At 70.7% G+C, this 12,020-nt stretch carries 12 protein-coding genes and 2 tRNA genes; 5 read left to right on the plus strand and 9 right to left on the minus strand.

Annotated elements, in window-relative coordinates; translation table 11 throughout:
- Positions 1 to 12 precede the first annotated feature (12 nt).
- The 5 genes from gyrA to AB7F12_RS02030 all read left to right on the plus strand — a co-directional run bounded on the left by gyrA (position 13) and on the right by AB7F12_RS02030 (position 4,012).
- Complete coding sequence (gyrA, locus tag AB7F12_RS02010) at positions 13 to 2,520, plus strand: DNA gyrase subunit A (RefSeq protein WP_428502652.1); 2,508 nt, start codon at positions 13 to 15, stop codon at positions 2,518 to 2,520.
- A 58-nt stretch (positions 2,521 to 2,578) separates the two neighbouring features.
- A complete protein-coding gene (locus AB7F12_RS02015; protein ID WP_428517844.1) occupies positions 2,579 to 3,583 on the plus strand; it encodes a DUF3566 domain-containing protein in 1,005 nt (334 codons plus the stop codon).
- Positions 3,584 to 3,668: 85 nt separating this feature from the next.
- Positions 3,669 to 3,742: transfer RNA gene (locus tag AB7F12_RS02020), tRNA-Ile, on the plus strand.
- Between the two features lie 37 nt (positions 3,743 to 3,779).
- Positions 3,780 to 3,902, plus strand: a complete 123-nt coding sequence (locus AB7F12_RS02025; protein ID WP_428502446.1) for a DLW-39 family protein — start codon at positions 3,780 to 3,782, stop codon at positions 3,900 to 3,902.
- Positions 3,903 to 3,936: 34 nt separating this feature from the next.
- Positions 3,937 to 4,012: transfer RNA gene (locus AB7F12_RS02030), tRNA-Ala, on the plus strand.
- Positions 4,013 to 4,737: 725 nt separating this feature from the next.
- On the opposite strand, the gene AB7F12_RS02035 is transcribed toward AB7F12_RS02030, so the two are convergent.
- The 9 genes from AB7F12_RS02035 to AB7F12_RS02075 all read right to left on the minus strand — a co-directional run bounded on the left by AB7F12_RS02035 (position 4,738) and on the right by AB7F12_RS02075 (position 11,400).
- Positions 4,738 to 5,523, minus strand: coding sequence for a GAF and ANTAR domain-containing protein (locus AB7F12_RS02035; RefSeq protein WP_428502444.1), 786 nt, complete (start codon positions 5,521 to 5,523; stop codon positions 4,738 to 4,740).
- Between the two features lie 5 nt (positions 5,524 to 5,528).
- Positions 5,529 to 6,374 (minus strand): GAF and ANTAR domain-containing protein, encoded by an 846-nt coding sequence (locus tag AB7F12_RS02040; RefSeq protein WP_147105122.1) that lies wholly within the window; start codon positions 6,372 to 6,374, stop codon positions 5,529 to 5,531.
- A gap of 273 nt (positions 6,375 to 6,647) precedes the next feature.
- On the minus strand, positions 6,648 to 7,310 hold the full coding sequence (locus AB7F12_RS02045; RefSeq protein ID WP_428517846.1) for an alpha/beta fold hydrolase: 663 nt from the start codon (positions 7,308 to 7,310) through the stop codon (positions 6,648 to 6,650).
- A gap of 644 nt (positions 7,311 to 7,954) precedes the next feature.
- Complete coding sequence (locus tag AB7F12_RS02050) at positions 7,955 to 8,893, minus strand: acyl-CoA desaturase (protein ID WP_428502448.1); 939 nt, start codon at positions 8,891 to 8,893, stop codon at positions 7,955 to 7,957.
- Between the two features lie 523 nt (positions 8,894 to 9,416).
- Positions 9,417 to 9,890: a DUF6292 family protein gene (locus AB7F12_RS02055; protein WP_147105119.1), complete on the minus strand. Its 474-nt coding sequence runs from the start codon at positions 9,888 to 9,890 to the stop codon at positions 9,417 to 9,419.
- Positions 9,891 to 9,950: 60 nt separating this feature from the next.
- Positions 9,951 to 10,346, minus strand: coding sequence for an HPF/RaiA family ribosome-associated protein (locus AB7F12_RS02060; protein WP_186816844.1), 396 nt, complete (start codon positions 10,344 to 10,346; stop codon positions 9,951 to 9,953).
- Between the two features lie 35 nt (positions 10,347 to 10,381).
- Positions 10,382 to 10,657 carry a hypothetical protein gene (locus tag AB7F12_RS02065; protein ID WP_186816843.1) on the minus strand — a complete coding sequence of 92 codons (276 nt, stop codon included), beginning with the start codon at positions 10,655 to 10,657 and terminating at the stop codon, positions 10,382 to 10,384.
- Positions 10,654 to 10,812 (minus strand): DUF6307 family protein, encoded by a 159-nt coding sequence (locus AB7F12_RS02070; protein ID WP_186816842.1) that lies wholly within the window; start codon positions 10,810 to 10,812, stop codon positions 10,654 to 10,656. Before AB7F12_RS02070 ends, AB7F12_RS02065 begins: the two co-directional genes overlap by 4 nt.
- 51 nt (positions 10,813 to 10,863) lie before the next feature.
- Positions 10,864 to 11,400: a DUF5994 family protein gene (locus tag AB7F12_RS02075; RefSeq protein WP_428502442.1), complete on the minus strand. Its 537-nt coding sequence runs from the start codon at positions 11,398 to 11,400 to the stop codon at positions 10,864 to 10,866.
- Positions 11,401 to 12,020 lie beyond the last annotated feature (620 nt).

The raw sequence follows: 12,020 nt of genomic DNA on the forward strand, positions 1-12,020 counted from the left end.
GTGACAGACACCTTGGACCCCACGCTCCCGCCCACCGGCGGTGCGGGCGGTGGCGACCGGATCGAACCGGTCGACATCCAGCAGGAGATGCAGCGCTCCTACATCGACTACGCGATGAGCGTCATCGTCGGGCGCGCGCTGCCGCTCGTCGAGGACGGCCTCAAGCCCGTCCACCGTCGCGTCCTGTACTCGATGGGGGAGAACGGGTTCCGGCCCGAACGCTCCTACGTCAAGTGCGCGCGCGTCGTCGGCGAGGTGATGGGTAACTACCACCCCCACGGCGACTCCGCGATCTACGACGCCCTGGTCCGGCTCGCCCAGCCGTGGTCGATGCGCTACCCGCTGATCGACGGGCAGGGCAACTTCGGCTCGCGCGGCAACGACCCCGCCGCGGCCATGCGCTACACCGAGTGCCGGCTCACGCCGCTGGCCATGGCGATGCTGCAGGACATCGACGAGGACACCGTCGACTTCCTCGACAACTACGACGGCAAGACCCAGGAACCCGTCGTCCTGCCGTCGCGGATCCCGAACCTGCTGATCAACGGCTCCGTCGGCATCGCCGTCGGCATGGCGACGAACATCCCGCCGCACAACCTGCGCGAGGTCGGCGCCGGCGTCATCTGGGCTCTGGAGAACCACGAGGCCTCCGACGAGGAGCTGCTCGAGGCGCTCATGGCCCGCATCCCGGGCCCCGACTTCCCGACGTCGGGCCTCATCGTCGGCCGCGACGGCATCGAGTCGGCCTACCGCACCGGCCGCGGCTCGATCCGGATGCGCTCGGTCGTCGAGGTCGAGGAGGACGCCAAGGGGCGCACCATCCTCGTCGTCACCGAGCTGCCCTACCAGGTCAACCCGGACAACTTGATCGAGTCGACCGCGACGATGGTCCGCGACGGGAAGCTCACGGGCATCTCGGAGATCAACGACGAGTCGTCCGACCGCATCGGCATGCGCATCGTGTTCACGCTCAAGCGCGACGCGGTGGCCAAGGTCGTCCTCAACAACCTCTACAAGCACACGCAGCTGCAGACCAGCTTCGGCGTGAACATGCTGGCGATCGTCGACGGCGTGCCCCGCACGCTGCGCCTCGACCAGGTGGTGCGCAACTACATCCGCCACCAGATCGAGGTCATCGTCCGGCGGACCCGCTACCGGCTGCGCAAGGCCGAGGAGCGGGCCCACATCCTGCGTGGTCTGGTCAAGGCGCTCGACGCCCTCGACGAGGTCATCGCCCTCATCCGCGCGTCGGCCACCGTCGACGTCGCCCGCCAGGGCCTCATCGACCTGCTCGACGTCGACGAGATCCAGGCCCAGGCCATCCTCGACATGCAGCTCCGCCGCCTCGCGGCCCTGGAGCGGCAGAAGATCATCGACGAGCTGGCCGAGATCGAGCTCCAGATCGCCGACTACCAGGACATCCTGGCCCGGCCGGAGCGGCAGCGGCAGATCGTCCGCGACGAGCTCCAGGAGATCATCGACAAGCACGGCGACGACCGCCGCAGCCGGCTCGTGGCCGACGACGGTGACGTCACCAACGAGGACCTCATCGCGGTCGAGGACGTCGTCGTCACGATCACGCGGACCGGCTACGCCAAGCGCACCAAGACCGACCTGTACCGCGCCCAGAAGCGCGGCGGCAAGGGCGTGCAGGGCGCCACGCTGAAGCAGGACGACATCGTCGCCCACTTCTTCGTGTGCTCCACGCACGACTGGATGCTGTTCTTCACCAACAAGGGCCGCGTGTACCGGCTCAAGGCCTACGAGCTGCCCGAGGCCAACCGCAACGCCCGCGGCCAGCACGTCGCCAACCTGCTGGCCTTCCAGCCGGGCGAGGAGATCGCCCAGGTCATGCAGATCAAGGACTACCAGGTCTCGCCCTACCTGGTGCTCGCGACCAAGAACGGGCTGGTGAAGAAGTCCAGGCTCGAGGACTTCGACTCCAACCGCTCCGGCGGCCTCATCGGCATCAACCTCCGCGACGAGGACGAGCTCGTCGGCGCCGTGCTCTGCGCCGCCGACGACGACCTGCTCCTCGTCTCCGCCGAGGGCCAGTCGATCCGGTTCACCGCCGACGACGCCGCCCTGCGCCCCATGGGCCGCGCCACCTCCGGTGTGCTGGGCATGCGGTTCAACGACGGCGACCGCCTGCTGTCGATCGGTGTGGTGCAGGACGAGAAGTTCGTCCTGGTCGCCACCGCCGGCGGCTACGCCAAGCGGACCCCCATCGAGGACTACCCGGTGCAGGGTCGCGGCGGAAAGGGCGTGCTGACGCTCCAGTACGACCGCCGTCGTGGCACGCTGGTCGGCGCACTCATCGTCGGCATCGACGACGAGCTGTACGCGATCACCTCGACCGGAGGGGTGATCCGGACGTCGGCCCGCGAGGTGCGCAAGGCCGGTCGGCAGACGAAGGGGGTCCGCCTGATGAACCTGGGTGAGTCCGCCACGCTGCAGGCCGTCGCGCGCAACGCAGAGGACGATGCCGACGACGCCGAGCTGAACGGTTCGACGAGCTGATCCCTGCAGCGATGATCGAGCTGGTCACCGTGCCGAGCACCGAGGAGAGCGTCACCTCGTGAGCGAGAACAGCAAGCAGGCCGACGAGAGCGGTCGCGTCGCCCCCCGCGACGCGGCCGCCCCCGAGACCGGGTCCGAGGGCGCGCCCACGGCCGGCCCCGCCGGCAACGGGACGGGTGCCGGTTCCCCGGGCGCCCGGTCATCCGGGGCGGGGACACCGCCGGCCGCACCCTCGTCCGGGGGCAACGGTGCGGAGCCGACCGCGGCCACCGTCGCCCCGGCCGACGCGCCGACCGAGATCCGACCCGCCGTGCAGAACGGGAACGGATCGGCCGACGTGGCCGGACCGGCTGCGGCGCAGGTGGTGCCGGGCAGTGGGAAGCCCAGCCCGACCGCCCGGCCGGTACCGACACCCCGGCCCGCCGAGGACACCGTGCACATCGCCCCGGCCGACACCACGACCGGCGCCCCGGCCGATGGTCAGGGCGTCCCGGCGCCCGGGCCGCACGCCGAGACCCCGCCGCCGTGGCAGCGCATGCCCGGTTCGGAACCCGCCGCGGCCGCACAGCCCACGGTGACCGACAACCCGCCCGTCGCCGGCGGCCTGTTCGACGGGCCCACCGCCTACATGGACCCCGCCGACACCCCGACGGCCGAGCACCAGGGCCCGGGCGCGCCCGCCCTGTCCGCAGCCCCCCGCAGGCCGCGGCAGGCGGCGTTGCAGCTCAAGCGCCTCGACCCGTGGTCGGTGCTCAAGCTCGCCCTCGTCCTCGCCGTCGTCATCTTCTTCATCTGGATGGTCGCCGTCGGCGTGCTCTACGGCGTCCTCGACGGCATGGGCGTCTGGGACCGCCTCAACGGCACATACAACGACCTCGTCTCCGGCGAGGCCCAGACCGGCAGCGCCCTCATCAGCGCCGGCCGCGTCTTCGGCATCGCGGCCGTCGTCGGCGCGATCAACAGCCTGCTGTTCGCGGTCGCCATGACGATCGGTGCCTTCGTCTACAACGTCTCCGCCGACCTCGTCGGCGGCGTCGAGGTCACGCTCTCCGAGCGCGACTGACCTGCGAGGAACGCCTCCGTATCCGGCTCGACCGGGCCGGTGCGGAGGTGGTGGTGGGGCTGCTGTAATGTCGTCCTCGCCGCAGGGGCCTATAGCTCAGTTGGTTAGAGCGCGTCGCTGATAACGACGAGGTCGCTGGTTCAAATCCAGCTAGGCCCACTCTCACGGTTCCGGTCACACATCTCCCGTCGAGGACGTGATCTCGTTGAAGAAGCTGATCGTTCTGGCTGTCGTCGCCGTCGGCGCTGCCCTGCTCGTCGCTGCCAAGCTCCGCGGCCGCGACGAGGAGGACCTCTGGCACGAGGCCACCACTCGCTGACCAGCCGAGCGGGGTACCGTCGTCCCCGCTCCTCGGGGACGTAGCTCAATTGGCAGAGCACCGCCTTTGCAAGGCGGGGGTTAGGGGTTCGATTCCCCTCGTCTCCACCACCGCTGACCTGCGGAAACACTCGGCCTGCTCAAAGGCTGCCCGCTGATGTGACACGAAGTGTGACACGAACGACGTAGCTTCTCGCGTCATGGCCAGGGCGATCAATCCGCGGAAGCGTCAGCAGGGAAGCATCGACGAGCTGCCGAGCGGTGCTCTCCGCGTCTACGGGGGCGTCGACCCGATCACGAAACGCCGGTACAACCTCATCGAGGTAGTACCGCCGGGCCCGAAGGTATGGGACCGGGCCGAGGAGGTTCGGCTCCGCTTCGTGGCCGAGGTCAAGCAGCGACGAAGTCCGCACACATCGGCCACGGTCAACCAGCTGCTCGACCGCTACCTCGACCAGCACCAGGGCGGCAAGCGGACCGTCACCGGGTACCGCGAGTACGTCGACAAGCACGTCCGGCCGTTCATGGTGACCGGAAGGTCGGGAGCGTCGACGCCGACGTCCTGGACTCTCTCTACGCGGAGCTCAGACGGTGCCGAGAGCACTGCACGACGAGGCGTGGGACAGATCATCGGACCCCGCGTCCGCACGACTGCGATGACCGTTGCCGACCGCACAAGTGCCGGCCGCTGGGCAACGCGACGATCCGGAAGATCCACTACGTCCTCAGCGGCGCGTACAAGAAGGCGATCCGCTGGCGATGGGTGGCGACAAGCCCCATGGATCAGCCCGGGTCGGTACCGGACGGCGTCGGTGCCGTCGAATCCGGTGGTGCGGTCACCGCCGCCGGGCGCCCGCCTCCGTGACCACGCCCCGGGGGTTGAGCCTCCCGTTCACGACGTTGCGCGCGACGTCGGCCAGCCGCAGGTTGTGACGACGGGAGTAGCCGCGGAGCCGCTCGAAGGCCTGGTCCATCGGGAGGCCCCCGTACTGGGCGATGACACCCTTGGCCTGCTCGATGATGACCCGGCTGTTCAGCGCCGTCTGCAGCTGCTCGGCGACGACCTCGGTGCGGCGGACCGTGCGCTCGGCGAGGATGCCGATCGTCGCCACGTCGGCCAGGGCCTGCCCCAACGCCAGGTCGTTCTCGGGCAGCGGGCCCGGGGCACGGTGCAGGAGGTTCATCGCCCCGATCGCCTGTCCCCGCAGCCGCAACGGCAGCGCGTGCACGGACCGGAACTCGGTCCGGGCGGCCACCGCGGCCACGAAGCGGGGCCACCGGTCGGTGTCGGACAGGTCGACCACCGCGACCGGGGCCGACGTCCGCACGCACTCGACGCACGGCCCCTCTCCGGCCTGGAGCTGCAGCAGCTCCATCAGCTCGGCGTCCTCGCTCGACGCCGCGACCGTGCGCAGCTCGCCGTCGGCGTCGACGAGCATGATCGCCGCGGCGTCGGCGCCGAGGAGCAGGACGCTGTGTGCGACGAGCCGGTCGAGCATGTCGATCATGTCGTAGTCGTCGACCAGGGTGTCCGCGAGCTCTACGAACGCCCGCGAGATCTGTCGCTCCCGTGCGTCTCCGGTGACGGGGCGCACCATCGGCACGTGGCCCTCTGAGTGCATCGGTACTACCTCATCTCCTCGGTGAATACCAATCGCCGCTCGACCACGTCCCGGGCGACGTCGATGAGCATCCGTTGCTCGAAGAACGCCCACGCCCGCATCCTGGCCAGCGCCTCCTCCGGGCCGATACCCAGCTGCACCAGCACCATCCCGACGGCCTGGTGAATCTCGGGCCGCCCGAACAGGACATCACTCAGCGCCGCGTCCCGGCCCTCAGTGTCGTCCGGGTGGCCGTCGTCGTGAAGCTCGGGGTTCCCGCGACCGTCGCCGTCGACACCGGCCACGCCGGGGCCCGTGCCGCGGCGGGCCTCGCCGTCGGGGACCTCCGTGGCCCTCCGAGCCGACCCCGGTCGGGTCCGGAGCTGGAGCAGCAACAGCGCGGCGACTTCCGCGACCCCGAGAAGGTCCTGCCACTGCACCGCGGTGAACTCGCCGGCCCGGAGCCGGTAGAGGTCCAGCACACCGATCGTCAACGCCCCCCAGTGCAGGGGGAGGGCGTACAGGGCCTTCGCCGGCGTCCGCTCGGCCACCTCCGCGGCGAACACCGGCCACCGCGAGTGCTCGCTGGTCCTCGCCAGGTCGGACACGAGGACGGGCACCCCGCTCGTCGCGGCCTCGACACAGACGCCCTCGTTGAGGGTGAACTGGAGGTCTTCGAGGGCGAGGGCCGTCGCGTCGGTGGCCCACAGCGTGCGTCGTGACGGATTGGCGGGCAGGACCGAGATCGCCGCGCCGTCGACGTCGAGTTCCTCGACGCACGCCTGACACACCTTGCGCGCGAGCGCCTCCTCGTCCAGGTCCTCGGCGATGAGCGCCGCGATCTGCTTGGTGGCCGCGCCGCGTTCAGCCACCGCGGCACCGCGTGCTCCGACGAGCTGATCCGGTACGGCTCACGGGCCTCCCACCTCGAAGCGGAGTGGGTGCGGCGGGAACCGGGCCTGACACCGACTTGCTGGCGAACGTACCCGTCCGAGCGCCTCCGCAACCGCCCGGACGGGCCCGTGTCGCGACCACGTGGACCCGACGGACCGGATCGGCGCCGAACCGAGCGGTCGTGGCCGGGCGGTGGTGGCCGCGGGGCCGCGCTGCCGGCGCGGTTGCGTCGCAAGGGTTGCGCTGCGTTGTCACGCATTCGACAGGTCGGCGTCGCCGACGGTTCCGGCGGGGGGCCGGCGCAGGTGGCGGCGGAGGGCTTCGCCGTCGGTGTGCGTCGGGGGCTGGTCCGGATGAAGTCGAGCACGATGGCGGCGAACCGCACGGGGTGTTCGGAGTGGGGGAAGTGCCCCGTGTCGTCGAAGACCTCCAGACGGCTGCCCGGCAACCGGTCGTGCGCGGCGAGGGTGTGGGAGAACGGGATGACGGTGTCCGCGGCGCCCCCGATGAACAGTACGGGCACGTCGGCGAGGAGATAGAGCCGGTTGGTGCCGTCGAGTCGTTGGCCGGACCAGCTCAGGGTGCTGCGGACGGTCTGCACGAACGCGCGCCGGGCGTCCTCGTCGGTGAAGGAGGCCAGTGCCGCGGACACGCCGTCGATGTCGGACGCCGGGATTCCCGGGACCGCGAGGGCGACGCGGCGCAGAACGTCGATCAGCCGTGGCCGCCCGGGCGCTCATGTGAGGGCAGTGGCCGGTGGCGTCGACGGTCAATATGGCACTGCCCGCGATGTGCCGGTGGACGTACTTGCCCATCGCAGGCGGCGCGATCACGTCCTGCGCGCTCTGGATCACCAACGTCGGCACGCTCACCTTCGCGAGGTTCCGCCCGGTTGTCGGCCGGGAACGTCGCACGGGCGACCACCCCTGCCACCAGTGGATCGGTCCGGCAGAAGCTGTCGGTGAGCTCCTGGGCGAGCTCGGGCCGGTCGGGCGCGCCCATGATGACCGGGGCCATGGCGCCCGACCAGCCGAGATACTTGCTGTCGAGCGACTCGAGCAGCTCGTGGACGTCGGCGGCGCTGAACCCGCCGCGGTAGTCGCCGTCGTCGACGTAGCGGGGCGAGGGGGTCAGGAGGAACACACCGGCGAACAGCTCCGGGCCCGGACCGCGGCGAGCACGCCGATCGACGCTCTGACGGACTGCCCCACGAGGACCACGGGACCACGGGACCGCGGTCGAGGGCACGGCAGAGGCCGAGCACGTCCGAGAGGTCCGACCGGCCGGCGCCCACGTGGTCGAACAGCACGACGCGCACCGGGCGGCAAGGTCGTCGAGGACGAACCGCCACACGTTCTGGTCGCAGCCGAAGCCGTGCGCGAGGACGACCACGGGTCCCTCGTCGAGGCCCGTCACCACGACGTTGTGGGCGGACGACCTCGGCGGCGTCGTCGGACATCTGCTCGGTTCCCCTCTGCGTGGTCCGAGGTCGCCGCATTCGCGGTGACGGGCGGACGTCGAGCGACCGGACCGCCCGGCGCCGGAGTCCCGACGGCCTTCAGTCGCGGGCCGTGAGCCGCGCGATCCGGCGAGGGGTGGGCCAGCGCACGCTGTGCGCCCAGCCGAGCTGCTCGAACACCCGGATGAGCCGGGCCGTCATGTCGACCTGGCCGCGGCCGATGCCGTGCCGGGCACAGGTCGGGTCGGCGTGATGCAGGTTGTGCCACGACTCGCCCATCGACAGGATCGCGAGCGGCCACACGTTGGTGGCCCGGCCGGGAGCGTCCCACGGGCGGTCTCCGATCATGTGACAGATCGAGTTGATCGACCAGGTCACGTGGTGCAGCACCGCGACCCGGACCAGACCGGCCCAGAAGAAGGCCGTCAGCGCACCCCACCACGACAGGGTCGCGAACCCACCGATCAGGGCCGGCGCCAAGAGGCTGATCACGGTCCAGAGCGGGAACAACCGGCTGATCCGGGCCACGTCGGCGTCCGCGAGCAGGTCGGGAGCGAAGCGTTCGGCGTTGGTGCAGTCACGGGCGAACAGCCAACCGAGATGGGAGTGGAAGAACCCCTTGGCAAGCGCCGCCGGAGTGGTGCCGTACAGCCACGGCGAGTGCGGGTCCCCGGCCTTGTCGGTGAACGCGTGATGGCGGCGATGGTCGGCGACCCACGTGATCACGTCGCCCTGCATCGCGAGGCTGCCGGCGACGGCGAGCCCGCTGCGCAGACCGCGGCGCGCCTTGAAGGACCGGTGGGTGAACAGACGGTGGAACCCGGCGGTCACGCCCAGCCCGGACAGGAAGTAGAAGCCGACGGCGAGGCCGACGTCCAGCCAGGACAACCCCCAGCCCCACGCGAGCGGCACTGCCGCGACCAGCGCGAGCATCGGGAGGAGGGTGAAGCCGTAGACGAGCGCTGCCTGACCAGCCGGCCGGCGGGCGGCGAGCAGGGGCTTGGCCACCGGCTCATCCGTCCGGTCGGTGGTCGGCATCGATGCGGCATCGACGTCCACGACCGGCGTGGACGCGGTGGAACTTGGGGTCATGCGGTTTCCGTTTCGGTTGACGATCACCCGTTGCGGTATGCGCCGAGTGGTTCCGCCGGGGTCCGAAGCGGAGGAGGAGAGCCCTGGCCGCACAGCGGCCCGGGCTTTTACGACGAGAGGGGTTACCCGGAACCCTCTCCGACTACGCGCCGCGGCTCCGACTACGCGCCGCGGCAACGCGGCCAGCGTGGTGTCCGTCGCTCGTCGGCCCGGCGCAGACGCGCACCTCCGACGATCGCCGGGAGCCCAGGCCGCAGAACGCGGCCACGCTAGAGGACGCGGCCACCGTCGGCCTCCCAGCGCGCCTGCCAGTCGTCGGACGCTCGGGGCGGGACCATCGGCGCATCGTTCGCGGTCGGCGGCGGCGTCGCCGCTCGGGAGCGGCTGCGGGCACGTCGGCGCGTGCGCCGCGATGCGGAGGACCGGATCGGCGTGGCCGGGTCGTGGTCGGCCGGGAGGGACGTGCTCATCACGGTGACGACGGGGTGTGGCCATCGGCCATCGCGAGATCGCTGACGAACTCCGCGATCTGCCCGGGGGCCGGGAACGGGTCCGGGTGCCGGTAGCGGACCGACCGCGCAGTCGGAGCCCGGCCCAGCTCGGCGGACCAGCCGACGCGCTCGTCCCAGACGATGGAGACGGGACGTGCGCGTCCGGGCTGCAGCACGGCCCCCAGGGACGCCCGGGGGTCTCGTCGCCCGCGGTTCTCCCAGGTGGTGATGCGAAGTGCCGTGCAGTCGATGAGGACGGACCGGGTCAGGCCGCCTGCCTCACCGGTGCGCTGGGGCGGACAAGCCAACACGCCACGCTGCCCGAGGGCGTGTACCACCGCGCCGACGTACCGCTCGACGCAGTGTTCGGCCACCGCGGGGTCGTGGCTCGGGCCCTGCACGTCGGCTCTCCGCAGCTCGAGGGTGTCCGGGTGGGCACTCGTCGTCGACACGGTCTCTCCTGTCCGTTTGCCCCTCACGGGGTGTGCGGTGCGGGGCTGGTGTCCGCGTCGCTAGGCAGTGGTGTTCACGACCGGGTTCTGGTGGCCGCCGCTGTGCTCGCGGGTCAGGTGCCGGTCGCGGTGGCGGTGCAGGCGCGCCTCGAGTTTCACCAGCGCCGCGGCGAACGCGGGATGGAATCTGGAGCCGCGGGCCTGCACGCTGAGGGTGAAGCCCGGACCGAAACCACTGATCTCGACACGATCGCGAAGCTTCGTCTGCCGTGGGTTGCGCTCGCGGAACACATGGACCTCGAACCTGTCGACGGCGTCGTCGTGCCGTCGGAGGTTGCTCATCTTGTCGATCACGTGTGCGCGTTGGCTCGCGCTGACGGTGAGTCCGTGGCCCAGAACCATGACCGGCCGGGCGGCCGGGCGCTGCGGTTCGGGTGCGACCACTCCGTCTCCCATGGTGGGCCGACCTTCCTCCCCAGTCCCGCCGGCAATCATGAGCCGGTCGCCCGCTCGGCTCGATCCGGGGCGGGGGCGGCTCCGGACGCGCGCGGGCCGGTCGCGGCAGCCAGCAGCCGGAACATCTCGGCCGCATCGGGCCCGTCGTAGACGGCGCTCCCGTGCGCGTCGGTGACGTGGTTCTCGCCGCCTGCCGGGGTGTTCCGCCAGGGCAGGGGATGCCGGCGCGAGAGCGCGGCCGCAGGCGTCCCGGTGCGGGCGGGCGTCCGGCCGGGCCGCTGTCGGAACGGCCATCTCCGGGCGGTCGTCATCGCACCTTCTCGGGGATGTGGTCCAGAGCATGCAGGATCAGCACGGCGAGCTCGTCCGCCGCAGCCTTCGGTAGCGGCGAGTACGTCGTCACCACCTCGGTGACGAGGTCGACTCGTCGTTCGTAGGGGGTGCGGACGTCGGGAACGGTACTCATAGCGCCTCTTCGTGGTGGTGTCGCTGCGACAGACAGGATTGTGAGCCGCGCTCAGGAGGACAGGGTGGTCGCGGACAGCAGGTCCGCGACCGTGTCCGCGTTGCCGGGTCGTGCCGCGGCAGCCATCGCCGCACGGGCATGCTCGGGCGCCTCGTCGACCGGCACCACGAGCAGTGTGAGGCGGTGCTTCCGGGTGAGGATGTCGACGGTGCAGGTCCGCTGGTGGTCGTAGCCGCCTGTCGATACGGCGACACCGTCCACGGCGACCCGGCGGGGCGTCTCGTCCCAGTCGCCCAGGTGGTAACCGACCCGTTCGACCGGGCCGAACCGGCCGACAAGCGCCGGGATCAGGTTCAGGAGCTCGCGAGCGAGATGGCGCGATCGCGGCCACCACGCGCCGTCCACCTGGCCGGTGGGGGTCGGGGTCGGGTCCTTGAGCTCGAATCGAGGCGGTTCGGAGGTGCCGGTCCCCGTGGTGGGGTGGTGATTGAGTGAAGTGGTTGCCGACGACACGTCGGGCTCCCGTTCCCGGGCGATCTCGCGCCCGGTGTCAAAGTTCACCAAGGACGACGTGGGCCAGATCGCCACGTGCAGAATGCTCTCGGCACTCCCGAGTCTAGCCCTACCGTCCGCACAGCGTCGTCCGGAAGGTCGAACCAATGTGGCTAGATCCGTGATCGTGTACTGCCCGGGGACGTTGGTCGAGGCCGTGTGACGACACGACCTGATTGATCTTGAACGGGGAAGACCTCCTGTGGTTGGTGCGGAGCGGTCTGACGGCATCCGCACCGACCCCAGGAGGTCTTCGTGGTCCACGCTAACGCCCCGCTGTCCCGAACTCGGTCGACTACGCCTGGCACGCCTGTCGGGTCACAATCCCCAGCTCACGCACCCGGCCCGCACCCTTCCGGAGCCCCGCGCTGCAGTCCGATCACGTGCCAGCTCCCGCCGTCCGATGAAACGTGACAAGAGCACGACGGGGGCCAGATCGAGCGTCAAGCCAGGGATGCAACCTACTCATCTTGGGTGCGGCACAGGCCGCTCCGGTCGGAAGTGCATGCGGAGTCCGCTTCTCACCCGGAATGAACCGTCCTGGGTCTGCGAGAGGCTGAGGGTCAGGCCACCGCACCCTGTTGGGCGATGGACGTAGCGTACACCATTTCCCGTTCAATCGGAGGCAAATAGTCAATCGACGAGTGGAGCCTCGC

The organism is Pseudonocardia sp. (assembly GCF_050250275.1).
Lineage (GTDB): Bacteria > Actinomycetota > Actinomycetes > Mycobacteriales > Pseudonocardiaceae > Pseudonocardia.

Excerpts from the sequence above, each read along its gene's own strand:
- AB7F12_RS02035 (WP_428502444.1), bottom strand. The coding sequence starts at position 5,523 with ATGCACTCAGAGGGCCACGTGCCGATGGTGCGCCCCGTCACCGGAGAC.
- AB7F12_RS02050 (WP_428502448.1), bottom strand. The coding sequence starts at position 8,893 with ATGCCGACCACCGACCGGACGGATGAGCCGGTGGCCAAGCCCCTGCTC.
- AB7F12_RS02060 (WP_186816844.1), bottom strand. The coding sequence starts at position 10,346 with ATGGGAGACGGAGTGGTCGCACCCGAACCGCAGCGCCCGGCCGCCCGG.
- AB7F12_RS02065 (WP_186816843.1), bottom strand. The coding sequence starts at position 10,657 with ATGACGACCGCCCGGAGATGGCCGTTCCGACAGCGGCCCGGCCGGACG.
- AB7F12_RS02070 (WP_186816842.1), bottom strand. The coding sequence starts at position 10,812 with ATGAGTACCGTTCCCGACGTCCGCACCCCCTACGAACGACGAGTCGAC.